Annotated in this window: 25 protein-coding genes and 1 other annotated feature; of the genes, 23 read left to right on the forward strand and 2 right to left on the reverse strand. The window is 35.2% G+C overall.

Features of this window, described 5'->3' with window-relative positions; translation table 11 throughout:
- Positions 1-39: 39 nt before the first annotated feature.
- The 23 genes from ACTNDN_RS00955 (at position 40) to ACTNDN_RS01065 (ending at position 23,325) form a co-directional block, all read left to right on the forward strand.
- Entirely contained in the window at positions 40-1,380 is a 1,341-nt protein-coding gene (locus ACTNDN_RS00955) for an NfeD family protein (RefSeq protein WP_441130567.1), read from the forward strand.
- The gene (gene floA, locus ACTNDN_RS00960; RefSeq protein WP_031536601.1) at positions 1,380-2,381 is read left to right on the forward strand and encodes a flotillin-like protein FloA; all 1,002 of its coding nucleotides are present in this window, start codon (positions 1,380-1,382) and stop codon (positions 2,379-2,381) included. Before ACTNDN_RS00955 ends, floA begins: the two co-directional genes overlap by 1 nt.
- A gap of 24 nt (positions 2,382-2,405) precedes the next feature.
- Positions 2,406-2,858 (forward strand): hypothetical protein, encoded by a 453-nt coding sequence (locus ACTNDN_RS00965; RefSeq protein ID WP_441130509.1) that lies wholly within the window; start codon positions 2,406-2,408, stop codon positions 2,856-2,858.
- Positions 2,859-3,083: 225 nt separating this feature from the next.
- Positions 3,084-3,368 (forward strand): sporulation protein YqfC, encoded by a 285-nt coding sequence (gene yqfC / locus ACTNDN_RS00970; RefSeq protein WP_016202973.1) that lies wholly within the window; start codon positions 3,084-3,086, stop codon positions 3,366-3,368.
- A gap of 14 nt (positions 3,369-3,382) precedes the next feature.
- A complete protein-coding gene (yqfD, locus tag ACTNDN_RS00975; protein WP_235247996.1) occupies positions 3,383-4,576 on the forward strand; it encodes a sporulation protein YqfD in 1,194 nt (397 codons plus the stop codon).
- Entirely contained in the window at positions 4,573-5,538 is a 966-nt protein-coding gene (locus ACTNDN_RS00980) for a PhoH family protein (protein WP_031536604.1), read from the forward strand. Before yqfD ends, ACTNDN_RS00980 begins: the two co-directional genes overlap by 4 nt.
- A 302-nt stretch (positions 5,539-5,840) precedes the next feature.
- Positions 5,841-8,012, forward strand: coding sequence for an HD family phosphohydrolase (locus ACTNDN_RS00985; RefSeq protein ID WP_235247998.1), 2,172 nt, complete (start codon positions 5,841-5,843; stop codon positions 8,010-8,012).
- A gap of 12 nt (positions 8,013-8,024) precedes the next feature.
- Positions 8,025-8,495, forward strand: a complete 471-nt coding sequence (ybeY, locus tag ACTNDN_RS00990) for an rRNA maturation RNase YbeY (RefSeq protein WP_031536606.1) — start codon at positions 8,025-8,027, stop codon at positions 8,493-8,495.
- The gene (locus ACTNDN_RS00995) at positions 8,473-8,871 is read left to right on the forward strand and encodes a diacylglycerol kinase family protein (protein WP_031536607.1); all 399 of its coding nucleotides are present in this window, start codon (positions 8,473-8,475) and stop codon (positions 8,869-8,871) included. Before ybeY ends, ACTNDN_RS00995 begins: the two co-directional genes overlap by 23 nt.
- A 507-nt stretch (positions 8,872-9,378) precedes the next feature.
- Positions 9,379-9,780 (forward strand): cytidine deaminase, encoded by a 402-nt coding sequence (gene cdd / locus ACTNDN_RS01000; RefSeq protein WP_031536608.1) that lies wholly within the window; start codon positions 9,379-9,381, stop codon positions 9,778-9,780.
- Entirely contained in the window at positions 9,770-10,684 is a 915-nt protein-coding gene (era, locus tag ACTNDN_RS01005) for a GTPase Era (RefSeq protein WP_031536609.1), read from the forward strand. Before cdd ends, era begins: the two co-directional genes overlap by 11 nt.
- Positions 10,685-10,875: 191 nt before the next feature.
- Positions 10,876-11,019, forward strand: a complete 144-nt coding sequence (locus ACTNDN_RS01010; RefSeq protein WP_065429142.1) for a YqzL family protein — start codon at positions 10,876-10,878, stop codon at positions 11,017-11,019.
- A gap of 33 nt (positions 11,020-11,052) precedes the next feature.
- A complete protein-coding gene (gene recO / locus ACTNDN_RS01015; RefSeq protein ID WP_251627503.1) occupies positions 11,053-11,808 on the forward strand; it encodes a DNA repair protein RecO in 756 nt (251 codons plus the stop codon).
- Between the two features lie 74 nt (positions 11,809-11,882).
- Positions 11,883-12,057, forward strand: a binding site (T-box leader).
- A 113-nt stretch (positions 12,058-12,170) separates the two neighbouring features.
- Positions 12,171-13,061 carry a glycine--tRNA ligase subunit alpha gene (gene glyQ, locus ACTNDN_RS01020; protein ID WP_031536611.1) on the forward strand — a complete coding sequence of 297 codons (891 nt, stop codon included), beginning with the start codon at positions 12,171-12,173 and terminating at the stop codon, positions 13,059-13,061.
- Positions 13,054-15,120 (forward strand): glycine--tRNA ligase subunit beta, encoded by a 2,067-nt coding sequence (gene glyS, locus ACTNDN_RS01025; RefSeq protein WP_251627504.1) that lies wholly within the window; start codon positions 13,054-13,056, stop codon positions 15,118-15,120. Before glyQ ends, glyS begins: the two co-directional genes overlap by 8 nt.
- Positions 15,121-15,333: 213 nt before the next feature.
- Positions 15,334-15,984 (forward strand): helix-turn-helix transcriptional regulator, encoded by a 651-nt coding sequence (locus tag ACTNDN_RS01030; protein ID WP_035416268.1) that lies wholly within the window; start codon positions 15,334-15,336, stop codon positions 15,982-15,984.
- Positions 15,977-16,807 (forward strand): pyruvate, water dikinase regulatory protein, encoded by an 831-nt coding sequence (locus ACTNDN_RS01035; protein WP_031536614.1) that lies wholly within the window; start codon positions 15,977-15,979, stop codon positions 16,805-16,807. Before ACTNDN_RS01030 ends, ACTNDN_RS01035 begins: the two co-directional genes overlap by 8 nt.
- 493 nt (positions 16,808-17,300) lie before the next feature.
- Entirely contained in the window at positions 17,301-17,762 is a 462-nt protein-coding gene (locus ACTNDN_RS01040; RefSeq protein ID WP_031536615.1) for a YaiI/YqxD family protein, read from the forward strand.
- Between the two features lie 39 nt (positions 17,763-17,801).
- Positions 17,802-19,616: a DNA primase gene (gene dnaG / locus ACTNDN_RS01045; protein WP_251627506.1), complete on the forward strand. Its 1,815-nt coding sequence runs from the start codon at positions 17,802-17,804 to the stop codon at positions 19,614-19,616.
- Between the two features lie 38 nt (positions 19,617-19,654).
- Positions 19,655-20,779 carry an RNA polymerase sigma factor RpoD gene (rpoD, locus tag ACTNDN_RS01050; RefSeq protein WP_016202990.1) on the forward strand — a complete coding sequence of 375 codons (1,125 nt, stop codon included), beginning with the start codon at positions 19,655-19,657 and terminating at the stop codon, positions 20,777-20,779.
- Between the two features lie 170 nt (positions 20,780-20,949).
- Complete coding sequence (locus ACTNDN_RS01055; protein ID WP_235248015.1) at positions 20,950-21,474, forward strand: hypothetical protein; 525 nt, start codon at positions 20,950-20,952, stop codon at positions 21,472-21,474.
- A gap of 26 nt (positions 21,475-21,500) precedes the next feature.
- Positions 21,501-22,223, forward strand: a complete 723-nt coding sequence (locus tag ACTNDN_RS01060; protein ID WP_235248017.1) for a tRNA (adenine(22)-N(1))-methyltransferase — start codon at positions 21,501-21,503, stop codon at positions 22,221-22,223.
- Positions 22,210-23,325, forward strand: a complete 1,116-nt coding sequence (locus ACTNDN_RS01065) for a Nif3-like dinuclear metal center hexameric protein (RefSeq protein ID WP_235248019.1) — start codon at positions 22,210-22,212, stop codon at positions 23,323-23,325. Before ACTNDN_RS01060 ends, ACTNDN_RS01065 begins: the two co-directional genes overlap by 14 nt.
- A gap of 332 nt (positions 23,326-23,657) precedes the next feature.
- Here ACTNDN_RS01065 and ACTNDN_RS01070 read toward each other — a convergent pair whose 3' ends face one another.
- Both ACTNDN_RS01070 and ACTNDN_RS01075 read right to left on the reverse strand, forming a co-directional pair.
- Positions 23,658-24,599 carry a 4-hydroxy-3-methylbut-2-enyl diphosphate reductase gene (locus tag ACTNDN_RS01070; protein WP_235248021.1) on the reverse strand — a complete coding sequence of 314 codons (942 nt, stop codon included), beginning with the start codon at positions 24,597-24,599 and terminating at the stop codon, positions 23,658-23,660.
- A gap of 230 nt (positions 24,600-24,829) precedes the next feature.
- Positions 24,830-25,405: a YqfQ family protein gene (locus tag ACTNDN_RS01075; protein WP_251627508.1), complete on the reverse strand. Its 576-nt coding sequence runs from the start codon at positions 25,403-25,405 to the stop codon at positions 24,830-24,832.
- Positions 25,406-25,436 lie beyond the last annotated feature (31 nt).

Raw genomic sequence — 25,436 nt, forward strand, 5'->3', positions numbered from 1 at the left:
GTTTTAAATACTAAAACGTTTGGGGAAGGAGGGAGAATTCTGAGAAGACATAAGAAACGATTATTGCTTTCTCTTCTTTTTATCTTTTTTCTATCTATAATACCTAGTGTAATCAGTGCGAATAACGAAGAAGTCGTGTATGTTGTGCCGATTAAAAACACTGTTGAAAAAGGTTTAAGTGAGTTTATAGATCGAGCCATAACGGAAGCTGAAGAAAATCAAGCTAGTGCGATTATTTTTGATATGAATACACCTGGCGGAGATGTTTCGGCTGCTATTGAAATAGGAAAAAGAATTTCTGAAACGGATATTAAAACCGTAACCTATATTAATCAAGATGCTATTTCAGCAGGTTCCTATATTGCATTAAATACCGATGAAATCTATATGGTGGAGGGAAGCAGGATAGGATCGTCTGGCGTTATTGACGGACAAGGAAATGCAGCAGATGAAAAAGCGCAATCTTACTGGATATCAGCAATGAAGGGAGCAGCAGAGAAGAAAGGAAGAGATCCAATTTATGCAATGGCGATGGCTGATAAATCTATAGCCATTCCCGGAATGAAAGAAGAAGGGACCTTTTTAACCTTAACTTCAACAGAAGCAGAAGAGGTAAACTATTCGGATGGTACAGTCGATAATTTAGATAACCTACTTGAAGAACTTGGTTTACAGAATGCGAAGGTGGAAAGAGTAGATGAAAGCTTTGCGGATAAAATTGCAAGATTTGTAACAAATCCAATTATTATTCCTATTTTATTGTCAATTGGGAGTCTAGGGTTAATAATTGAGTTATATTCACCTGGTTTTGGCTTACCCGGAATTGCGGGGCTTTCTGCATTGTTATTATTTTTCTATGGGCATCTAGTTGCAGGCCTTGCTGGATATGAAAGTCTTATTCTCTTTGTTATAGGTATACTCTTGATAATACTGGAATTCTTTGTTGTTGGAGGAATAGCAGGAGCGATAGGGATTATTGCTGTAATTGCAAGTATGTTTCTTGCGAGTGGAGATATTGCGGTAATCGGGATAAGTCTTTTAATCGCAATAGGAGTTTCCATTATTGCGTCTATCTTATTAGTAAAGGTGTTTGGTAGAAAAATGAAATTCTTTAGAAAAATTATATTAACCGACTCAACCAACACGGAAAGTGGGTATGTTTCCAATCAAAATCGCAAGGAATTGATTGGAAAAATAGGTACGACCCTAACTGCATTACGTCCTGCTGGAGTGGTCCTTGTTGACGATGAAAGAATCGATGTAGTAAGTGAGGGAAGTTTTATTGATAAAGAGAAGAAAGTAAAAATTGTAAAAGCAGAAGGTTCAAGAATTGTAGTTAGAGAAATACTACCGATAGATATACTTAAGGAGGATGAGTAATGTTAGTAGGCGGATTTGAAATTTTTTGGATTATTGTAGTAGTATTAGCAATTATTTTGTTAGGGGTGCTATTAACATTTGTGCCTGTAATGCTATGGATTTCTGCTTTAGCAGCAGGAGTGAGAATTAGCATTTTCACGTTAATAGGGATGCGTTTAAGAAGGGTTATTCCTAGTCGAGTTGTTAATCCGTTGATTAAAGCACATAAAGCTGGCTTAAATGTAACGATTAATCAATTAGAAAGCCACTATCTTGCTGGCGGGAATGTAGATAGAGTTGTAAATGCATTAATCGCTGCACATCGAGCGAACATTGAACTATCATTTGAACGATGTGCTGCTATTGATTTGGCAGGACGTGATGTATTAGAAGCTGTTCAAATGAGTGTTAATCCAAAAGTAATTGAAACACCATTTATTGCTGGTGTAGCGATGGATGGTATTGAGGTAAAAGCAAAAGCAAGAATTACAGTTCGTGCTAATATTGAAAGACTAGTAGGGGGAGCTGGTGAAGAAACAATTGTAGCCAGAGTTGGCGAAGGTATTGTTTCTACGATCGGTTCTTCAAGTAATCATAAAAAAGTTCTGGAAAATCCAGATATGATTTCTCAAACTGTTTTATCAAAAGGCCTAGATGCCGGAACTGCCTTTGAAATTCTGTCGATTGATATTGCGGATGTGGATATCGGCAAAAACATCGGAGCTGAATTACAAACAGAGCAAGCAGAAGCAGATAAGAAAATCGCGCAAGCAAAAGCGGAAGAGCGCAGAGCGATGGCTGTTGCCCAAGAACAAGAGATGAAAGCAAAAGTACAAGAAATGCGTGCGAAGGTTGTGGAGGCAGAAGCAGAAGTACCAATGGCTATGTCTGATGCATTGCGTTCAGGAAATATCGGCGTAATGGATTATATGAATTTACAAAATATTACTGCTGATACGGAAATGAGAGGCTCCATTGGCAAATTGTCAGATGATCAAAAAAATAAAGATGATAATGAGTAACTTTAAAAAAGGGAGGGAGAAAATTTGGAATTTATCGGAATAATCATAGCGGTTGCAGCTTTTCTCTTCTCTTCTTTATTTGATAATAGTAAAAAACAGGCTCCTAAGCCAAAAAGACCACAGATACCTAAGCCTGTAAAGACGGAAAGGAACAGAGAATCAACCGTTCTGAGGGTCCCTGAAAAGGCGAAAAAAGCAGTGGAGAAAGCAGTGGAGAAAGAGAATCCCCTTTCTGAGTTAGAAAGGCTACATCGAGAAAATGCAAGCTTACAGAAGAAGATTAAGATGATGGAAAAGCAAAGGAGTAGAGGGGTTCAATCACCTCTCCCAAAAAAGGAAGACAGTGCTGATGCTGAAGGGCTGTTTACGAAGGATAATGTTATTCAAGCGGTAGTGTTTTCTGAAGTTCTAAGTGCTCCTAGAGCAAGAAACCCGCATAGAGCATCCATGCACCGTAAAGGGAAGAATAGGGTCTAAAAAAATGAAGAGTTATTACCATGCAGTCTTTTTTCTGCGTGGTAATAACTCTTTTTTAGTTTAATAAATAGATGAGATGAAATTATCCTCTAAAAAAGCGTAGAGGTATCTCTGCTTTTCTTAGCATAATGTAAATCTCCCTGAATATGATGATAGTAAGTGTAAGAAAGTGTACCGTCTACCTAGAGAATCTCATAAAAGAGAGGAAAGGGGGGTTCTTTTTTTATGGCTAAAAAGTGGGGACACAACTTGCGGAACTGGATGATTAAAAATTTAGAACTTCCTCAAGATGTCATGATGGACTTACCTAGAATCACAATGATTGGACAAATACATATTTATGTAGAGAACCACCGTGGATTAATAACCTTTTCAGATAAAGAATTGCGTCTGCTTCTAAAACAAGGTCAACTCCTTATTAAAGGAAAAGGATTTGTTATTAAAACAATATTACCAGAAGAAATATTATTAGAAGGAAAAATAGATCAAGTTTTATACATAAATGAATGATTTGGGAGGAAAATATGAAAAATCATTGGCTAGAATATATAACAGGGATAATTACAGTAAAAGCTACAGGCAAAGGATTGGAACGCTTTTTAAATAGGCTATTAAAAAATGATATTTCTGTCTGGAACGTAAAGAAACATGGACCGCATGCTGTAACTTTTCAAATTAGTTTGAAAAAAGTTCACCGACTTCGTCATTTAGTGAGAGGCAGCGGAATAAAAATAGAGTTTCAGCGCAGAGCTGGAGCTCCATTTCTATATAAAAGATTGTGGAAGAACAGTGGGTTTGTTATTGGGATTTTCCTCTTTCTTGGATTAGTTATTGCCTTATCAAATATGGTTTGGGGAATCGAAATTAAAGGAGCGAATCCAGCAACAGAATATCAGATACGTAAGCAGCTTGATAAGATGGATATTAAAATTGGGAAGTCTCAATTTTTTGCAAAAGAATTAGATGAAATCCAAGCGGAATTAACGAATAATATTGATGCAATTACATGGATTGGTGTGGAGCTAAAAGGGACAACTTATCATTTTCAAGTTGTGGAAAAAAATGAACCCGAGAAAAAAGAAGAAGTGGGACCACAAAACTTAGTGGCAACGAAAAAAGCGACAATCGTAACAGATTTTGTGGAATCTGGTACGAAACAATATACACTTAATGAAGTGGTAAGAAAAGGACAATTATTAGTTGCTGGCACAATAGGAAAGGAAGATCATACCAAAAATGTTTCTGCTAAAGGGAAAGTATGGGGCGAAGTATGGTATACGACAGAAGTAACAGTTCCTTTAGAAACAACGTTCCAAGTATTTAATGGAGAAGAAAAGCAAAAATTTTATATAAAGCTTGGTAAGTGGAATATCCCAATATGGGGTTTTGGGAAAATGGAGTATAAGGAGTATGAAAAAGAGGAGAATGAAACGAACGTTAAGTTTTTTAAATGGGAGTTACCAATTAAGGTTGTCGATAAAACGTATCGAGAAAAGGAAATCGTAAAAAGAGGATATAGTGAGAAAGAAGCTGTAAAGAAAGGAAAGGAAGATGCGAGGAAGGATATATTGAAACGAATTGGTGAAGATGGGAAAATTAAGGAAGAAAAAATTTTACAACGCGATATAAAGAATGGTAAAGTAAAACTAAATATAGCTTTTACAACAATAGAAAACATTGCGAAAGCACAACCTCTAACTCAAGGAGATACAGAATGACAGAAGATTTAAAAACGATGAATGTTAAATTGAAAGATCCAAACGAAGCTATTGCTTTACTTGGTAATGGAGATAGCAATCTGCAAGTACTTGAAAAAGAATTAGATTGTAACATCGTAACAAGAGGAGAAACGCTGCTTGTTTCTTCTGAAAGTCCTGATTCGATAGAGCTTGTTGGAGAAATTGTTGAGAAACTTTTACAAGTCATCCGAAAGGGTGTGTCAATTAGTCAACGAGACGTGATATATGCGATTTCTTTGGCAAAGAAAGGGACACTCGAATACTTCGGGTCATTATACGATGAAGAAATAGCCAAAACGGTTAAAGGAAAATCCATTAGAGTAAAAACGATTGGTCAAAGTGAGTATATCCGATCTATTAGACGAAATGATTTAGTGTTTGGTATTGGTCCTGCAGGTACTGGGAAGACGTATTTAGCCGTTGTAATGGCAGTAAATGCTTTAAAGAGCGGTAAAGTGAATAGAATCATATTAACCAGACCTGCTGTTGAGGCTGGCGAAAGCTTAGGGTTCTTGCCGGGAGATCTTAAAGAAAAAGTGGATCCGTATTTACGTCCGTTATATGATGCACTGCACGATGTCCTTGGTATGGAGCATACAACACGTTTAATTGAACGAAACACGATTGAAGTAGCCCCACTCGCATATATGCGTGGTAGAACATTGGATGATGCATTTGTTATATTGGATGAAGCCCAGAATACAACCAATGCACAAATGAAAATGTTTCTAACAAGACTTGGATTTGGTTCCAAGATGGTGATTACTGGTGATAAAACACAAATAGATTTGCCAAAAGGTGTCAAATCAGGTTTAGTGGTTGCAGAACAAATTTTGCAAAAAGTGAACGGAATAGGTTTAGTACAATTAGAAGAGAGCGATGTTGTAAGACATCCGCTAGTTGGAAAAATTATCAATGCATATGGAAAGCAGGAAAATTAACATTCAAAGGGGCAATCTCATTACTTAGGGGATTGTTCTTTTTTTATTTGTTTAAGTTTTAAGAAACATGAATTATTTCGAAAAAGGGTGAAAACAATCGAAAAAACTGTTATCATTTTACATATCATAAGTTTTTTTCTAATGCGATAGCGGCTTTACTTATCTATATAGAAAGTGCAGGTTAAGCCTCAAACCAACTGCATAGTAAGAAGTTACAACTAGATAGGTTAAGGATGAAGAAATAGGTTCAAGATGAGAATATGAAAGCAAATCAACCTATTTTTTAACGATAGGAGGTAAATATGAACATTTGGCAGAGAATAAGTAATAATTTAATCAAACTAATGAATATCACTTTTTTTAAAATAACTCTTTTTGTTCTTATTGGTGTCATTTTATTCTTTACCCTCTATGGAAACGTAAAGCCAGAAAAATTAAATGTGCAGCTTTTTTCTGTAGCAGATCAAACGATTCGTTCACCAATAACGGTAGAAGATAAGGAAAGTACGGAGAAAAAGAAAGAAGAAGCGAAAAACCAGGTACAGGATGTATATGTTGTAAATAAGGAAATTGCACAAAATCGTGTCGATTTAATATCTTCCATATTTGATTCTGTTACAGAAGTAAATAATGAAGTAGAGAAAGAATTAGAAGAAAAACGAAAAAAAGCGGAAGAAGACGATAAAGATAAGGAGTCAATAAAAGAACCAACTGTTGATGAAAAGCTCGAGTTGCTAAAAGGAAAGCTAACAAATGAAGTAACGAACGAAATTATGGATCGATCTTTAAAATCCCTTATTCCTTATTCAGAAGATCAATTAGAAATAGCAAAAGATATTACAGTTACAGCAATACATACAGTGATGAACGGAAAGATTCCGTCAGATGAAGTAGAAAATGCTAAAAAAAGAGTAGAGGATATTTTAAAAGTCAATGATGGTTTGACATCTGATTTGAAGAGCGCAAGTATTGATCTAGGTAGGTTTGCAATCATTCAAAATGAGTTCTATGATCCGACAGCAACAGAGGAAATGCGTCAACAAGCAGTGGATAATGTAGAGTCGATAAGGGTCCTTCAAGGGCAGGTTTTGGTGGAAGAGGGACAATTGATCAGCAGAGAAATTCAAAGACAGCTTGAACTTGTTGGTTTGTTAGATAGTGATAATTCGATTCAACCATTTATCGGTCTATGTATCATTATTTTAGCAATACTTTCGTTGTTATATTTTTATATATTTAAAAGAACAACAAAGGAAACGGAGAAAAATATTCTATTCTATTTAATGTTCTTTATCATATTAAGTGTAACCATCGTACTGATGAAAACAATAAGTGTATTTCAGCAGTTTGAATATACGGAAATCGGGTATATTTTTCCGGCGGCGATGGCGGTTATGCTAATAAAAATATTAATGGAAGAAAAATCAGCCATTTTGGTAACGATTATCCTTGCGATATGTGGAATGATTATGTTTAATGAAGGGGTCGCTGGAACTTTTAATGTAGGCATGGGTATTTACATTATCGCAAGTGGTTTAGCAGGAATACTCTTTCTAAACAAAAGAAATCAACGTACCAATATTCTTTATGCAGGATTCTTTATTTCTTTCATCAATATTGTTACCATATTAGCGATATTGTATTTGCAAAATGGTCATTATGGTGCAAAGGAATATGGTGTTTTTATATTGCTGGCAATAATTTCAGGGATAAGTTCCGCTGTTTTAACGATTGGATTTCTTCCTTTCCTTGAAACAGGATTCGGTGTTCTTTCTACAATCAAGTTAATTGAGCTATCAAATCCAAATCATCCGCTTTTACGTAAAATTTTAACAGAAGCGCCTGGCACCTATCATCACAGTGTTATGGTTGCTAATTTAGCGGAATCTGCCTGTGAAGCAATTGGAGCTAATGGTTTACTAGCGAGGGTGGGCTGTTATTATCATGATATAGGTAAAACAAAAAGACCACACTTCTTTATTGAAAATCAAATGAATATGGGAAATCCCCATGATCGTATTCCACCACAGGCAAGTAAAAATATTATCATTGCCCATGCCACAGATGGCGCTGAATTGTTAAGAAAATACAAGCTTCCGAAGGAAATAGTCGATATTGCGGAACAGCATCATGGAACTTCGTTATTAAAATATTTTTATTTTAAAGCAAAAGAAAAGGGTGGAGAGGTAAATGAAAGTGATTACCGTTACCCTGGCCCAAAGGCACAGACAAGAGAAGTAGCCATTATTGGGATTGCAGATAGTGTGGAAGCCGCAGTTAGAAGCATGAATGCTCCTACAACAGACCAAATTGATTCTTTAATTAAAAACATTATCTCTGACCGTTTGCAAGATGGACAATTAGACGAATGTGATTTAACATTGAAGGAATTAGATATTGTTCGAAATACATTGAGCGAAACACTAAAAGGGATTTTTCATTCACGAATCGAATATCCTGAAATGAAAAAGTAAAGGAAGTAGAATATGAATTTAGAGATTGATTTTATTGATGAAACGGAAAAAATAAAGGAAAGTGAAATAACCAAAATTCATGAACTTCTTCAATTTGCAGCGAAAAAACAAAATCTGCAGGGAGAGATTGAGTTGTCAATCACTTTTGTCCATAATGATCAAATTCAAGAAATAAATAAGGAATATAGAGAAAAAGACCAACCAACAGATGTTATTTCTTTTGCACTTGAGGAATTAGGAGAAGGGGAGACACCATTAGTTGGCGAAGGACTTCCTAGAATGTTAGGAGATATTGTCATTTCCATTGATAAAGCGGAGGAGCAGGCAAAAGAATATGGTCATTCTTATATGCGAGAACTTGGATTTTTATCTGTTCATGGATTTTTGCATTTATTGGGATATGACCATATGACAAAGGAAGAAGAAGAAGTAATGTTTACTCTTCAAAAGGATATTTTAGATGAATTCGGATTACAAAGATAAAAGAATTCGCAAAAACAGTCAATTATCCTCCTTTCGCTTAGCTATATCAGGAATATTAACCGCTATTAAACAAGAAAGAAATGTAAAGATTCATTTGGTTATTTCGATTTTTGTCATTGTATTAGGGATTATAAATGATCTCTCAAAACAAGAGTGGCTGTTTATTGCTTTTTGTATTGGCTTAGTAATAAGTTTAGAACTAATAAATACAGCCATTGAACGCGTGGTAGATCTTGTTACCGATAAATACCATCCATTGGCAAAAGAGGCTAAGGATATAGCTGCAGGTGCTGTATTTGTAGCAGCGATTCTTTCTGTTATAGTCGGTGGAATCATTTTTATTCCAAAAATAGTGGAAGCTATTACGGGCGGCTAAAAAAATAAAAACAGAGTGGTTATCTAGTAAAACTAGACGAAAAATAGCTAAAGAATGCATTTGGCTTTTGGTCTAGTTTTTTTGATAGCCTTTTTGTTTTAGGCTTTTAATAAAGATATTGCTATAGACAAATACAGGCAGTAAAATTCTAATACTTGGCCATCTAGCCAAAACAAACAATAAGCGACAAACTCCTTACTTCTGCCCCTTTATTGTAAATACAAATTAGTATATAATTTTAAGACAGTACATAGTAAATAGGGTCAATTGATACGAAAGTTTGTAAACGTTGATACTTTTCTTTAAAATAATTTGAAGGCTAATATATTCCTTCTTACAAAGGGATAACTAAATGTAAGATATTATTTTAAGATAAAGCTTTACTAAAAAAAATGGTAAGTGAGTCGAGACAATTGACAACTCGCCGCCATTTAAGCGTCTATTTATACACCCAAATGTTAACTGCAAAATGGAAATAAAAAACTGCAAAGGAAAAGAGGGGTTTACATGAAAAAAGAACTTCTAATAGAAGAAGCTAAGCTTGCTCGTGAGAAAGCATACGTTCCCTACTCGAAATTCAAGGTAGGTGCGGCGCTTCTTTCCGAAAATGGAACCGTTTATCATGGTTGTAATATTGAAAATGCAGCCTATAGTATGACAAACTGTGCGGAAAGAACAGCCTTGTTTAAAGCGGTATCAGAAGGTGATACTAGCTTTAAGAAGCTTGTCGTTATTGCTGATACAGAGGGACCTGTTTCTCCTTGTGGGGCTTGCAGACAAGTAATTTCTGAGCTGTGTCCTAAAGACATGGAAGTAGTATTGACAAATTTAAAAGGCGACATACAAACATTAACTGTGGCAGAATTATTGCCAGGAGCATTTTCACCGGAGGATTTACATGAACATTAATAACCAATCAGAGCATAAATCAGGATTTATATCCATTATCGGAAGACCAAATGTAGGAAAATCTACGTTTTTAAATCGCGTAATTGGCCAAAAGATTGCCATAATGAGCGACAAGCCACAAACGACGAGAAATAAAGTTCAAGGTGTATTAACAACAGATGATTCCCAGCTCATATTTATTGATACACCTGGAATTCATAAGCCAAAGCATCGACTTGGTGATTTTATGATGAAGGTAGCCCAAAATACGTTGAAAGAAGTGGATCTAATCCTCTTCATGGTTAATGCGGAAGAAGGATTTGGAAAAGGCGAAGAATTTATTCTTGAAAAATTCCAGACAGTTAAGACGCCGATATTTTTAGTGATTAATAAAATTGATACAATTCATCCAGATCAATTATTTTCGATTATTGAATCATATAAAGAAAAATATCCATTTAAAGAGATTATTCCTATCTCTGCTTTAGAGGGAAATAATGTGGAAACATTATTAACGCAAATAAAAAAATATTTGCCAGAAGGACCACAGTTTTATCCGGCTGATCAAGTAACCGATCATCCAGAACGCTTTATTGTTTCAGAATTAATAAGAGAAAAAGCACTTCATTTAACAAGAGAGGAAATTCCTCACTCCCTTGCAGTCGTCATTGAGAAAATGGAGAGAAAACCAAACGATGTTATTAATGTAATGGCAACAATCATCGTTGAGCGTGATTCTCAAAAAGGGATTATTATTGGTAAACAAGGAAGCATGCTGAAAGAGATTGGAAAAAGAGCGAGAACAGATATCGAAAATCTTCTCGGAAATAAGGTTTACTTAGAGTTATGGGTAAAGGTGCAAAAAGATTGGCGTAATAAAATGACACAGCTCCGTGACTTCGGCTTTAGAGAAGACGAATATTAATTAGTTGTTTTTTTAGCGAATAGATATATTTTACTCGACCTGCAAAAACCGTCATGGTTTGAATTCATAGGTATTAAAAAATTATACATGCGATCAATTAACAATATTTTCGTCTCATGATTTTATAAAGACAGGCTATGATAAGATTAAAGTTATAAACAGCTAGTTAAAATCGAAAGGTGGGGTTTTACATGTTAGACTTTACCTGGAAAGTTTTTTCCAAAACAGGTAACATTGATACTTATCTACTCTTTAAAGAATTAGAAAAGACTAATCATGAAATACCAGGAATGCAAGAAGAGGAACTAGCAGAACTTGATTATCCCATCTCATAGCGCTGTCCTTATAGTAAGGGATGGTGAATGGTGATGCTGGAAAAGTGTGAAGGAATTGTTATTAGATCAATTGACTACGGTGAATCAAATAAAATTGTTACTCTCTTTACAAGAGAATGGGGAAAGGTTGGGGTTATGGCAAGAGGTGCAAAAAAGCCAAACAGCAGACTTTCTGCTGTAACCCAACCTTTTGTCTATGGCTATTTTCTCGTTCAGCGTAGTAGTGGATTAGGTCTTTTGCAGCAGGGCGATATTATTTCTAGCATGCGTGGATTAAAAGAGGATATTTTTCTTACCGCATATGCAAGCTACATAGTAGAGCTTACTGACAAATGTACAGATGAAAAAAAGCCAAATCCTTTTCATTTCGAATTATTATTTCAAACTTTGAATTATATGAATGAAGAATTTGACCCGGAAATTCTAGTGAACATTTATGAATTAAAAATGTTAAACGGTTTGGGGTTATATCCAACATTAGATCGTTGTGTTTTTTGTGGAGCAACAGAAGGCCATTTTTCTTTTTCCATACGAGAAGGAGGATTGGTCTGCCATCAATGCTTGGAAAAAGATCTATATCATTATAAAATTTCTCAGGCTACTGTGAAGCTTCTCCGGATTTTTTATTATATGGATATATCTCGACTAGGAAGTATTTCAGTAAAAGATACAACAAAGAAAGAACTTAGTATGATTATTGATGCTTATTATGAAGAATATTCAGGGTTATATTTGAAATCTAAAAAGTTTATCCAATCCATGAAAAATTTGGGAGATGCTTTTACATAATAACTAAATTTTGATTCCAATTGGTTGCAAGGTTGACAATCAAAAAAAATTTCGCTATTATTCATGTAAATAAGAGTGTTGCGTTGAAAAGAAAGTAGTACTTATTTCTCCTCATGAAAAGCGAGCTTGGGATAGTGAAAGCCAAGTGCATGAGTATTAAGGAAGGCGTTCTTGGAGCAACTGCGTATGAAAGTGGCTGTATGTATACAGCAAATAGGGTGGAACCGCGGGTTAACTCTCGTCCCTATGTCAAAAATTTGGCATAGAGACGAGAGTTTTTTTGTGTTTCTAAATTTAAAAGGTCTCGGCTAAAGTTTCTATGCTAAATAATGATTTATCAATTTCGGAGGTGTATTTAAGCAATGAATATTCAAAACATGATTTTAACATTGCAGAAACATTGGTCAGATTATGGTTGTATTTTGATGCAGGCATATGATGTGGAAAAAGGTGCAGGAACAATGAGTCCTTACACTTTTTTAAGAGCGATAGGTCCTGAGCCTTGGAATGTGGCTTATGTAGAGCCATCGAGAAGACCTGCTGATGGAAGATATGGTGAAAATCCCAATCGCCTATATCAGCATCATCAATTTCAAGTTATCATGAAGCCATCGCCAGATAATATTCAAGAACTATACTTAGATTCTTTAAAGGCACTAGGCATTAATCCACTTGAGCATGATATCCGTTTTGTAGAGGATAACTGGGAGAATCCTTCTCTAGGCTGTGCTGGTCTCGGATGGGAAGTATGGCTTGATGGCATGGAAATCACACAATTTACTTATTTTCAACAAGTTGGCGGTATTGAATGTAAGCCAGTATCTGTTGAGATAACATACGGGATTGAACGATTGGCATCATACATTCAGGATAAAGAGAATGTTTTTGATTTAGAGTGGACAGATGGGTTTACAATCAAAGATATTTTTTATCAACCAGAATTTGAACATAGTAAATACACATTTGAAACATCTGATACAGAAATGCTATTTAATTTATTTTCCATTTATGAAAAAGAAGCACATAGACAAATGGACGAGGGTCTAGTACATCCTGCTTATGATTATGTATTAAAATGCTCTCATGTTTTCAATCTATTGGATGCTAAAGGGGCTATTTCTGTTACGGAAAGAACGGGATATATTGGAAGATGTAGAAATTTAGCACGTAAGATTGCCAAAACATTCTACGAAGAAAGAGAAAAATTAGGATTCCCAATTTTAAAAAGCAAGGAGGGAGAAAGTCATGAATAAAAGAGACTTGTTATTGGAAATTGGTTTAGAAGAAATGCCCGCTCGCTTCATCCCTGCTAGCATAGAGGCATTGAAGGGAAAAATGGAGTCATGGCTTAGTGAAAAGCAATTAGGCTATACTTCTGTTTATGCATTTTCTTCTCCTCGTAGATTGGCACTAGTTGTTGCTGGTTTAGATGAATCACAGCAAGATAGGGAAGAAGAAGCAAAAGGTCCTGCCAAACGAATTGCGCAAAGTGATAACGGAGAATGGTCTAAGGCAGCTGCTGGTTTTACTAGAGGACAAGGTTTAACAGAAGAAGATATATATTTTAAAGAAATAAATGGTGTAGAGTATGCTCACGTTAAAAAGTTCATAAAAGGACAACAAACGAGTATGTTATTGCCTGAATTAAAAGAATTGATTTTAAGCTTAACTTTTCCAAAAAATATGCGTTGGGCAAATAATGACTTACGTTACATACGCCCAATAAAATGGCTAATCGCATTATTCGGCGAGGAAGTAATACCTTTTTCTATCGCCAATGTAGAAACTTCCAATAAATCTCTCGGTCATCGCTTCCTTGGTGGAGAAATTGTTTTCAACAATCCATCTGATTATGAGAAAAAAATGTTAGCTCAGTATGTAATGGTTAATGCTGACGAACGTAAAGAGGCTATTGTTTCTCAAATTAAAAAATTAGAGGAAGAAAATAATTGGGTGATTCCAATCGATGCAGATTTATTAGATGAAGTAACCAATTTAGTTGAATATCCAACTACATTATTTGGTACTTTTGAAGAGTCGTTTTTAGAATTGCCTACAGAGGTATTAATCACTAGTATGAAGGAACACCAACGCTATTTCCCAGTGAAATCAAAGGAAGGAAAGCTGTTGCCATACTTTGTCACTGTTCGTAACGGTGATCATCAACATTTAGAAAAAGTTGCAAAAGGAAATGAGAAAGTTCTTAGAGCAAGACTTGCTGATGCAGCATTCTTCTATAAAGAAGATCAAAAACTAGTAATTGATGATCTTCTTAAAAAGTTGGAAACGATTGTTTATCACGAGGAAATCGGCACTTTAGCAGAAAAAGTTGCTCGAGTGCGAGCAATTGCCGCTTCCTTATCTGAAAAGCTAAATTTAACAAAAGAAGAACAACAGGATGTTGATAGAGCAGCACAAATTGCAAAGTTTGACCTTGTTACCAATATGGTTTATGAATTCCCAGAACTGCAAGGATTAATGGGAGAACGGTATGCTTTGCAAAAGGGAGAGAAAAAAGTAGTAGCTGCTGCGATAAACGAACATTATATGCCGCGCCATGCGGAGGATGAAACAGCTAAGAGTAATGTAGGGGCAGTCCTGGCACTTGCTGAAAAACTAGATACGATTGTCTCATTCTTTAGTATTGGCATGGTTCCGACAGGATCACAAGACCCTTACGCTTTAAGAAGACAGGCAACAGGAATTGTGCAGACGCTCATTGATAAAAACTGGAGTATATCCATTGAGAGCTTAGTCGATCTCACCATAAATGCAATGTCACATTCTTTAAAAGTAGCTGGTGAAGAACTAGTTGATTCCGTTCTTTCATTCTTTAAATTGCGTGTGAAGCATATTTTACAAGAAAAAGGCATTCGTTATGATATGATTGATGCCATATTAGCAGAAAAAATTGGTGGAGCAGCAAGTGTGTTAAGAAAAGCAAGCGTTCTTGAGCTTCGCAAGGGAGCTGCCGATTTTAAAGAAGGAATTGAAGCCCTAAGCAGAATCATCAATATTTCTAATAAGGTAACAACAATTTCCCCGGTTGATCCAAGTTTATTTGAAAACGAATATGAACATGAACTTTATAATCGTTTTCAAGATGTAATGGAAAAAATAAATTCAGAGGTAAATGAAGAAGAATATTTTGATTTATTATTCTCCTTAAAAGATGCTATTTCAGCATACTTTGATCATACTATGGTTATGGCTGATGAAGAAAAAGTGAAAGAAAATCGATTAAATCTGATGGTGGAAATAGCTTCCTATATTAAAGGATTTGCAAGTGTAAACGAAATAATTGTAAAGTAAGAATTAAATTGTTTTAAAAAGAGCTAGGCAGGGCCACCCCTACCTAGTTTCGTTTTGTAAGAATTTAATGGCGTGATAAGGAAAAGAACGAGCAAATGTTTTAAATATTATAGATAAAATAGATAACTTTGGATTCTTTTTCTTTTGATTCCGCCTATTTCGTATATAATAGTTAGTAGATATCGTTACCTAAATGAAGGTGGTGAATAGGAGATCGAACTGAACAAACGGCAAGAAAGAATAATTGAAATAGTAAAAGAGAGTGGCCCAATTACAGGTGAGCATATTGCAGATAAATTAAACTTGACAAGGGCAACCCTTCGACCTGATTTAGCGATATTGACAATGGCGGGCTTTTTAGATGCCAGACCTCGAGTAGGATACTTCTATACGGGAAAAAACTCGGAAAGACAAGTAATCGATAATATACGCAATATATTAGTGAAGGATTATTATTCACATCCAGTTGTGGTTCATGAAAATTCCTCTGTATATGATGCAATCGTAATTATGTTTACAGAAGATGTTGGAACCATTTTTGTCGTTGATGAGAACTCCACATTAACAGGAGTTGTTTCTCGTAAAGATCTATTGCGAGCAAGTATTGGTAAACAAGAGTTAAATTCGTTGCCAGTTGCGATTATTATGACAAGGATGCCGAATGTCACGTATTGTTTTGAAGAGGAAATATTAGTAGATGTTGGCTGTAAATTAATGAATCGAGAAATTGATGCACTCCCAGTTGTAGAAAAAACGGAGAATGGTCTTCTTGTAATAGGAAGAGTTTCGAAAACTAATATTACTAGAGCGTTTGTAGACTTGTCTAATAATCGTGATGGAATTGTGGAGGAACAAAATGACTGAAAGACAAATTATATATGTTGTATCTGATTCGGTTGGTGAAACAGCTGAACTTGTAACAAAAGCAGCAATCAGCCAATTTTCCGGCCACAATGTTAATGTGCTTATAAAAAGATTTCCTTTTGTAGAGGATAAATCAAACATTCATGAAGTAGTAATGCAAGCAAAAGAAGAGCATGGAATGATTGCCTATACACTTGTTAAACCAGAAATCCGTAATTATATGAGTGAGCTAGCTCGGCAAGAAGGAGTATATGCATGCGATATAATTGGACCAATTATTGATCAGTTTCAAGTGTTATGGGGAAAGACTCCACTTTATGAACCAGGACTTGTTCGGAAATTAGATGAAGACTATTTTAAAAAAGTGGAGGCAATAGAATTTGCTGTGAAATATGATGATGGCAGGGATCCGAGAGGTTTAGAGAAGGCTGATATCATATTAATTGGTGTTTCGAGGACTTCTAAAACACCACTTTCCCAATTTTTAGCCCATAAAAGAGTCAAAGTAGCAAATGTACCGATTGTGCCAGAGGTAGACCCGCCAAAAGAGTTATTTGAAGTACCGGCGAGTAAATGTTTTGGTTTAAAAATAAGTCCGACAAAATTAAACAATATTAGAAAAGAGCGCCTTATTTCTCTTGGATTAAGTGACAAAGCGAGTTATGCGCAAATTGAAAGAATAAAAGAAGAGCTAACTTATTTTGAGGACATTGTGAATCGACTTGGCTGTCCAGTTATTGATGTTACAAATAAAGCAGTGGAAGAAACAGCAAATATTATTCACAGTTTGTATTATAGATCTAAGTATAGCACAGACAGATAACTGCTTGATATTAGTGAGATTAATTGGTAAAAGCTTGATTCTCATAGTGGAGAATCAAGTTTTTAATTATGAAAAACTTGTGTTTCAATAATTTTCAAGTGAACTATTTCTCGTCCTATTTAAATGGCCGTTTCTAAAAATGGTTGTGTTCATAAAATAAATTAGCAAAGATAATTTCTATTTAATAAAATTAATTTAATGACCTATCTTAATTTATTTTTTGTATGTATTTTGGTTCTAGTATGGCATAAAAGGAATAATTATAGATAAAAAAAGATGGAATTTCAAGTGAATTTATACTATAATAAAAAATTGTGATAAAAAAGTATCATGTTTTAGGTTTAGACTTGGCTTTTTACGAATAAACTATTTATTGTGAGAAGTCAAGGAAAGGGATAAAAAAATTTTCGACATTACTTCTTTCGTGAAAAAATTATTTAGGAAGAAGGAATATGTGGAGTGATGTAGAATTAATAGTACATTAGGGAAACATATGGTATATGTTGATGCTGATTCCTGTCCTGTAAAAGAAGATATTGTCGAAATAGCTTCTTATTATCATTATGAATTGCTATTCGTTGCATCCTATGCACATATGATGAAAGAAAATGACGAACAAAAGTGGAAGTATGTGGATAGCGATAAAGAAGCTGTAGATTTATTTATTATGAATGCTACCAAAAAACAGGATATTGTCGTCACTCAAGATATTGGCCTTGCCTCTACGTTATTGTTAAAGCAAGTTACTGTCCTCTCCCCTAGGGGCGTAATATTTGAGGAGAAAACTATAAATACTGCACTTGATATGCGATATTTATCTGCTAAGGCAAGACGAAAAGGGGTATATGGGAAAGGGCCAAAACCTTATACAGAAGAGGATCGCCAAAAATTCAGAAGAAATTTTATAAGGATTTTGTCGAAAGTTGAAGGAGAATCGATTGGTTACGTCGAATAATTCTTTAAAGTAGGCAATAAGTAGGGAGATGTGTAGATAATGGTGGCGCGCATTCCTGAAGATAAACTCAATGAAATCAAACAGGCTACTGACATTGTTGAAATCATTGGAGAACATGTATCCCTTACAAGACAAGGGCGCAATTTTATCGGTCTTTGTCCTTTTCACGGCGAAAAAACACCTTCTTTTACTGTATCGCCAGATAAACAGATATTCCATTGCTTCGGCTGTCATGCAGGTGGAAATGTATTTACTTTCCTTATGGACTTAGAAGGCTCTTCTTTTGTAGAAGTTGCATCAAGTTTAGCTGACCGTGCGAATATTGAATTAGGTATCGAAGTGTCTGAGCTGGAAAGAAAACCAGCCATTCCAGAAAATTTACAGCAAATGATTGATGCACATGATTTATTATCTAAATTCTACCATCATTTGCTCGTAAACACAAAGGATGGTCAGCATGCATTAGAATATTTGTCTAATAGGGGCTTTACTTTACCTATCATTGAAAAGTTCCAAATAGGCTATACACTTAATTCCTGGGATTTAGCTGTGAAGTTTTTAGGGAAACGTAAATTTGATGTTTCGCTATTAGAAAAAGCTGGTTTGATTGTAAAAAGTGAAAGGGATGAGAAATATTTTGATCGTTTTCGCGATCGAATAATATTCCCTATCTATGATCGAAATGGTAACACAATTGCGTTTTCTGGACGTGCTTTAGGGGATAATAATCCCAAATACCTTAACAGTCCAGAAACTCCAATTTTTAATAAAAGCAATACACTTTACAATTTTCATAAAGCAAGGCCTATAATACGAAAGCTTCAACATACCGTTCTTTTCGAAGGATTTGCAGATGTTATAGCTGCAACAAGAGCGGGAGTTGAAAACAGTGTTGCGACAATGGGGACCTCCTTAACGGAGGAGCATATCACAATTCTAAAAAGAAACGCACGAAATGTAACGATTTGTTATGATTCTGATTCAGCTGGGATAGAAGCAGCCTTTCGTGCAGGACAGCTTCTTACAAAGGCTAATTGTGTTGTAAAAGTAGTGATGTTACCAGATGGAATGGACCCAGATGATTATGTGAACAAATTTGGGGAAGATAAATTGCAACAGGAAATACTTCATGGAAGCATACCTTTCATGGGATTTAAAATGCTTTACTATCGAAGAGGGAAAAATCTTCAAAATGAAGGAGATAAACTCGCTTATATAGAAGAAGTAATAGGAGAAATTGCTAAACTGGAGAAGGCGGTAGAAAAAGACCTTTATTTACGACAGATAGCAGATGAGTTTTCTCTCTCTTTAGAGGCATTAAAGCAGCAAGAGATGCAGATGGAACAATCAGTTCCAAATGAAAATGCTGTTGAAAAAAGTGTAGTTCCTGTCAAACAATACACGGTTAAAAAACGGGCAACTGGATTATTACCAGCATATCATACTGCGGAAAAAAGACTGCTTGCACATATGTTTAAAAGTGAGGATATTGCCTACAAAGTGCAAGACTCTTTACAGGGAAAAGCATTTAATATTGATGAACACCAAGCGATCTTTACTTATCTTCTTGCTTATTATGAAAAGGGTTTTGGTAACGATACAAGTTCATTTATGAATTTTATTGACGATCCAGACTTACAACGGATCGTAGCTGAAATCGAAATGATGGAAGTGAATGAAGAGGTAAGTGAAGTAGAAATTAGTGATTATATGAAACAAATCATTAATTATGAGAAATTGCTTGAAATAAAGGAAAAGAAGCAAATGCTGAAAGATGCAGAACGTCAAAATGACTATATAAAAGCTGCTCAAATTGGCATGGAAGTCCTTTTATTAGAAAAAACGTTAAAATAGTATATTATTGTCTTGATTTTTTGGAAGGAGGGGGACATATGGCTGAGAAGTCTGCCCGTTCAAAAGAGATTGAAACGGAATTAACCCTTGATCAGGTAAAGGAACAATTAACAGAAGTAGGTAAAAAAACGGGTGTGCTCGCATATGATGATATTGCTGAGAAGTTATCCAGTTTTGAATTAGATTCTCACCAAATGGATGAGTTTTATGAATTTTTAGGTGATCAGGGAGTCGAATTAATCGGTGATGGTGAAGAAGAAGCACCGAATGTCCAAGAGCTTGCAAAAGGGGAGGAAGAATTCGATTTAAATGACCTAAGTGTTCCCCCAGGTGTAAAAATTAATGATCCAGTTCGTATGTATTTAAAAGAAATTGGAAGAGTAGATTTACTTTCAGCAGAAGAAGAAATTAATTTAGCAAAACGTATATTACAAGGCGATGAAGAAGCGAAACGCCGTCTTGCAGAAGCTAACTTGCGCTTAGTTGTAAGTATTGCTAAACGTTATGTTGGACGTGGAATGCAGTTCCTTGATTTAATCCAAGAAGGAAATATGGGTTTAATTAAAGCTGTTGAAAAGTTTGATTATGAAAAGGGATTTAAATTTAGTACGTACGCAACATGGTGGATTCGTCAAGCAATAACTCGTGCAATTGCGGACCAAGCGAGAACAATTCGTATACCTGTTCATATGGTTGAAACCATAAATAAATTAATTCGTGTGCAACGTCAATTACTACAGGATCTTGGCCGCGAACCAACTCCTGAAGAAATTGGAGAAGACATGGATTTATCACCAGACAAAGTAAGAGAAATTTTAAAAATAGCGCAAGAGCCTGTTTCTTTAGAAACACCGATTGGTGAAGAAGATGATTCTCATTTAGGCGATTTTATTGAGGACCAAGATGCTACTTCTCCTTCAGAGCATGCTGCCTATGAATTACTTAAAGAGCAATTAGAAGACGTATTAGATACATTAACAGATAGAGAAGAAAATGTTTTAAGATTGCGCTTTGGGCTTGACGATGGCCGTACACGTACACTTGAAGAAGTAGGAAAAGTATTTGGTGTAACACGTGAAAGAATTCGTCAAATTGAAGCAAAAGCTTTAAGAAAGTTAAGACATCCAAGCAGAAGCAAACGATTGAAAGATTTCTTAGAGTAAGTAGCTTACGGCTTAGTAATCTTCAATATGATTCCATAAAGAAATAGTTTACTTCCTGTATGAAGTGGCTATTTCTTTTTTTTCAGTTTTAGAAATGTTAATGCGCTTTTTTCACTTAGTTATTACTTAAATAAAAGGAAGTGATGCTAAAGATGCAAGACCAGAGAAAAATGATTATTGTAAAGGAAATAGCTTATTGGAAAGAAAATAAAATGCTTCCAGAACATTATTGTGATTATTTACTCACATTGTATACAGAAGGAAATGGTGTGGAAGAAAGTCAGGTAAAGAAAGAAGGCAAAAGCATCTTATTCATTTTTTCCCTTTTATACTTTTCTTTCATTCCAATAACTATATTTTTATTATATTTTACTGAATTGTCTTTCATTTTGCAAATGGCTATTTCACTAATTTTTCTGATTTTTTGTTTTGTCGGTATTTTTTTGTATAATAAAAATGAGTGGAATGTAGATATACCAGCCACTGTTGCAGCAATTATCATTCTTTTGTGTAGTGTAGTTTTTGGTTTGAAATTTTTTTCTAATGAAATAATATTTTTATATATCATTTTATTCCTTAATTGCTTATTTTGGTATTTATGTGGAAAGAAATATAAATTATTATATTTTACGATTTCCGCATTTATTGGGACCTTTCTCCTGGTGATACTTCTTGTATCAAAGTATTTGCTTTAACTAGAATTTGAAATGTGGTGTTAGTAATGAATACAGATAAATTATCCAAACGATTAGAAACCGTTGCAAAATACATACCTAAAAATGCAAAATTTGCAGATATTGGATCTGATCATGCGTATTTGCCATGCTATATGGTGAAAAGAAATAATGTTCGTTTTGTCATTGCAGGAGAAGTGGTTGATGGTCCTTACCAATCTGCTGTTAAACAAGTAAAACAGGAAGGATTGTCTTCAAATATTTCTGTAAGAAAAGGAAATGGCTTAGAAGTAATCGAACCAAATGAAGTGGATTGTGTAACGATTGCTGGCATGGGTGGAACATTAATCGCAACAATTTTAGAGAACGGCAAGAATAAACTAAAAGATTCTGTTCAAAGACTGATCTTACAGCCTAATGTTAGTGCATCTTCCATTCGAGAGTGGCTATTGAAAAATGATTGGATTTTAATAGATGAAGAAATTTTGGAGGAAGATGGAAAAATATACGAGGTTTTGGTAGCTGAAAAAGGGGATTCCCGCCCATTGTATGAATTAAATAAAGAGAAAGCATTATTATTTGGACCATTTTTAATGAAAGAAAAAAATGCTGCCTTCGTTAAAAAATGGACACATGAGAAAAAAAATTGGCAGAGAATACTTACAAATTTGAAGTCTGCACCTGAATCAGAAGAAAATACGCAAAAAAGTAAAGAGCTAGAGAGGAAGATTAAATTAGTGGATGAGGTGATAACGAATGAAGACAATTAATGGTTATGAAATAATTTCATTGTTTGAACAATTCTCCCCTAAAGCATATGCAATGGAAGGCGATAAAATAGGGTTACAAGTAGGAGATCTAAGCAGACCTGTTAAGCGTGTTATGGTAGCATTGGATGTTCTTGATGAGGTAGTGGAGGAAGCAATTTCAAAAGGAGTGGATTTAATAATTGCTCATCATCCACCCATTTTTCGTTCTTTATCTAAAATAACGATGGATAATCCATCTGGAAGATTAATGCATAAATTAATTAGACATGATATTACAGTCTATGCTGCTCATACAAATCTTGATGTCGCAAAAGGTGGGGTAAATGACCTTTTAAGTGAGGCTTTAGGATTACAAGATGCTGAAGTATTAGTTCCAACCTATGAGGATAAATTAAAGAAATTAGCTGTTTATGTACCTAAAAATTATGCTGAACAGGTGAAAAAAGCTATAGGTGATGCAGGTGCTGGTACACTCGGAAATTATAGTCATTGTATTTTTTCGACGGACGGTATTGGTGAATTTCAACCGTTAGAAGGAGCAGACCCATACATTGGCAAGGTAAATAAATTAGAGCATGTAGAAGAAGCAAAAATAGAATCAGTTTACTTAGCTTCCAAAGAAAAGAATATAGTAAAAGCGATGATTAAAGCCCATCCCTATGAAGAGGTTGCTTATGATATCTATGATTTACAAATAGAAGGGGAGCAATTAGGCTTAGGTAGAATAGGTAAAGTGAATGAGATGACATTATTAGAATTTGCTAATCATGTCAAAGAAGTTCTTGAAGTTGACCGGGTACGCGTAGTCGGAAATTTAGATGCGAAGGTCAAAAAAGTGGCAGTCCTAGGCGGAGACGGTAATAAATATTATTCCCATGCTTTAAGGAAAGGCGCCGATGTTTATATTACAGGAGATATGTATTATCATATTGCTCATGATGCTGACGCTTTAGGATTAAATATTATTGATCCAGGACACAATGTAGAAAAAGTGATGAAGGCAGGAGTGGCAAAGGTTTTAACGGAAATGTGTAAAGACAAAGGCTATGAGGTGGAGATTTTTCCTTCCGTTATTCATACAGATCCGTTTACTTTTATATAAGGAAGATTTTAGAGATATAAAAGCAGGCAAACTTTAATGGAGTTTGTCTGCTTTCTTTGTTCAATTGGAAAATGAATGATTATGAATTTAAAATTTAATAACCGAAAAAGCTCACACACTTAGTCAAAGAAATATGTTGTGGGAAGAGTTGTGTTTATCTAGTAAATGAAAACCAAAAGCAGAAGCTTGGATGAGAAAAGTGGACATCATCAAGGGAATGAAAACCAAAAGCAGTAATTAAGAAGAGAAAAATGGCGTTCATCAACCAAAGGAATAATAGCAAAAATTAGAAAAACAAGCGTCCCACTTTATAGTGAACGCTTGTTTCAATATTATTTCACCTTTACTTTTGGCAAGATTTTATTTAAAGGAACTTTCTTTTCCAATTGCCATGTGCTTTCATCTGCAGGATCATATTGATCTAGAAAATTAATAACCTCTTTCGTAATCGGGGTTGGTGTCGATGCTCCTGCTGTAACGGCAACACTGTTTGCATCTTTTAGCCACTCAAGCTTTAGTTCCGAAATGTCTGATATACGATATGACTTTGTATCGGCAATTTCTTCAGAAACTTGGGCTAAACGATTGGAGTTATTGCTTTTGGGATCTCCTACAACAATTAATACGTCTGCTTCTCCAGCTTGTTTAGCAACTGCTTCTTGTCTTACTTGTGTAGCTAGGCAGATTTCTTTATGAAATTCAGCATGTGGAAATTTATCTTTAATGCTTTCCATTAAATCAGCTACATCCCATTGACTCATCGTTGTCTGGTTTGTAACAAGAATTTTCTCCCTATTAATCTCTAATCTGCTAATATCATCCTGCGTTTCTACTAATGAGACAGCATGTGGAGCCACACCAACGGCTCCCTCTGGCTCAGGATGACCTTTTTTTCCTATATAAATAATATAGTAACCTTCTTTTTCCTTTTCTCTAATTAAATCATGGGTTTTAGTTACATCTGGACAAGTTGCATCCAATGTAACTAATCCCTTATCTTCCGCTATTTTACGTACCTCTGGTGATACACCATGTGCAGTAAAAATTACTGTACCCGAGTTTACTTTTTCCAATATTTCTTTTCGATTTTTTCCATCTAATGTGATAATGCCTTCTTCTTCAAATGCATCTGTAACATGTTTATTGTGAACAATCATTCCAAGAATATAGATGGGACGAGGCAGTGTTTTATCTAAAGCAGCATTTCTGGCAATTACCATTGCATCAACAACACCGTAGCAATAACCTCGAGGTGCGATTTTTATGACTTTCATTCTCCGATTCCTCCTGCAAGATACTTCTACTAACAATATATTAAGTAATAGGTACGATTATTTCCACCAATAATATAACATGTTTATTATATAAAACATAAGAGCTGTTTACAAAGTATAACTGTCTGGAAAAAGGAAGATTCATAAAAGACGATAAAAAAAGACCAAATAAAGCAATAGCCAATTTGGAATGAACCGTTTTGTGGGTATTGCCTGTTAGGTCTGGGGATTTATATATATAATTTTGGTTTTGGAGCACCTGTAGGTTTTTCGGATACTGATTCCGTTTCAAAATCATCGATAACATCATCGACTTTTTTAGTTTGTCGCTTTTTAACTGTTTTCTTTGTATCTTCGCTTTTTCTTTTCTCTGTTGCTGGATCTGCAACGTTTACTTCCTCTGGTTCTTTGCTGGAGCTCGTTAATCCTCTGTACATTTTCCAAATAGCTGGGATATTTTTAACCATTGGTCCATATTGGTTCACCATAGGCCCAATTTGGCTTGCTGTATTAAGGAATTTTTGAGAATTTGCTAAAAATCCATTAATAGAAGAAGGATTAGTCAATGTTTTTAGCAACCCGCCTCCTCCAGATGCAGCACTTCTAGCTCCTGCATTCGTAGCAGCTCCTGCAGCATTATTACCGCCTCCAAAAAGTTTGGATAGTAAACCGCCGCCACTTCCTCTGCTAGGTACTCCAGCTCGGCCCATTGCTCCTCCAGGGAAGCTAGTTGGTCCTCTCATTCCTGGCATTCTTCCGCCCATTGGTGGTCCTTGGAATGGGCCACGTGGTCTTGGTGGCATCATATAAAACGCCTCCTTTCACTTATACTACTTT

The sequence above is a fragment of the Niallia sp. HCP3S3_B10 genome, assembly GCF_052064465.1.
Lineage (GTDB): Bacteria > Bacillota > Bacilli > Bacillales > Cytobacillaceae > Niallia > Niallia hominis.

Excerpts from the sequence above, each read along its gene's own strand:
- ACTNDN_RS01060 (WP_235248017.1), top strand. The coding sequence starts at position 21,501 with ATGAATACAGATAAATTATCCAAACGATTAGAAACCGTTGCAAAATAC.
- floA (WP_031536601.1), top strand. The coding sequence starts at position 1,380 with ATGTTAGTAGGCGGATTTGAAATTTTTTGGATTATTGTAGTAGTATTA.
- cdd (WP_031536608.1), top strand. The coding sequence starts at position 9,379 with ATGAAAAAAGAACTTCTAATAGAAGAAGCTAAGCTTGCTCGTGAGAAA.
- ACTNDN_RS01070 (WP_235248021.1), bottom strand. The coding sequence starts at position 24,599 with ATGAAAGTCATAAAAATCGCACCTCGAGGTTATTGCTACGGTGTTGTT.
- ACTNDN_RS00985 (WP_235247998.1), top strand. The coding sequence starts at position 5,841 with ATGAACATTTGGCAGAGAATAAGTAATAATTTAATCAAACTAATGAAT.
- ybeY (WP_031536606.1), top strand. The coding sequence starts at position 8,025 with ATGAATTTAGAGATTGATTTTATTGATGAAACGGAAAAAATAAAGGAA.
- yqfD (WP_235247996.1), top strand. The coding sequence starts at position 3,383 with ATGAAAAATCATTGGCTAGAATATATAACAGGGATAATTACAGTAAAA.
- rpoD (WP_016202990.1), top strand. The coding sequence starts at position 19,655 with ATGGCTGAGAAGTCTGCCCGTTCAAAAGAGATTGAAACGGAATTAACC.
- ACTNDN_RS01040 (WP_031536615.1), top strand. The coding sequence starts at position 17,301 with ATGGTATATGTTGATGCTGATTCCTGTCCTGTAAAAGAAGATATTGTC.
- yqfC (WP_016202973.1), top strand. The coding sequence starts at position 3,084 with ATGGCTAAAAAGTGGGGACACAACTTGCGGAACTGGATGATTAAAAAT.
- recO (WP_251627503.1), top strand. The coding sequence starts at position 11,053 with ATGCTGGAAAAGTGTGAAGGAATTGTTATTAGATCAATTGACTACGGT.
- era (WP_031536609.1), top strand. The coding sequence starts at position 9,770 with ATGAACATTAATAACCAATCAGAGCATAAATCAGGATTTATATCCATT.
- ACTNDN_RS01035 (WP_031536614.1), top strand. The coding sequence starts at position 15,977 with ATGACTGAAAGACAAATTATATATGTTGTATCTGATTCGGTTGGTGAA.
- ACTNDN_RS01075 (WP_251627508.1), bottom strand. The coding sequence starts at position 25,405 with ATGATGCCACCAAGACCACGTGGCCCATTCCAAGGACCACCAATGGGC.
- ACTNDN_RS00980 (WP_031536604.1), top strand. The coding sequence starts at position 4,573 with ATGACAGAAGATTTAAAAACGATGAATGTTAAATTGAAAGATCCAAAC.
- ACTNDN_RS01010 (WP_065429142.1), top strand. The coding sequence starts at position 10,876 with ATGTTAGACTTTACCTGGAAAGTTTTTTCCAAAACAGGTAACATTGAT.
- ACTNDN_RS01065 (WP_235248019.1), top strand. The coding sequence starts at position 22,210 with ATGAAGACAATTAATGGTTATGAAATAATTTCATTGTTTGAACAATTC.
- glyQ (WP_031536611.1), top strand. The coding sequence starts at position 12,171 with ATGAATATTCAAAACATGATTTTAACATTGCAGAAACATTGGTCAGAT.
- ACTNDN_RS01055 (WP_235248015.1), top strand. The coding sequence starts at position 20,950 with ATGATTATTGTAAAGGAAATAGCTTATTGGAAAGAAAATAAAATGCTT.
- glyS (WP_251627504.1), top strand. The coding sequence starts at position 13,054 with ATGAATAAAAGAGACTTGTTATTGGAAATTGGTTTAGAAGAAATGCCC.
- ACTNDN_RS00995 (WP_031536607.1), top strand. The coding sequence starts at position 8,473 with ATGAATTCGGATTACAAAGATAAAAGAATTCGCAAAAACAGTCAATTA.
- dnaG (WP_251627506.1), top strand. The coding sequence starts at position 17,802 with ATGGTGGCGCGCATTCCTGAAGATAAACTCAATGAAATCAAACAGGCT.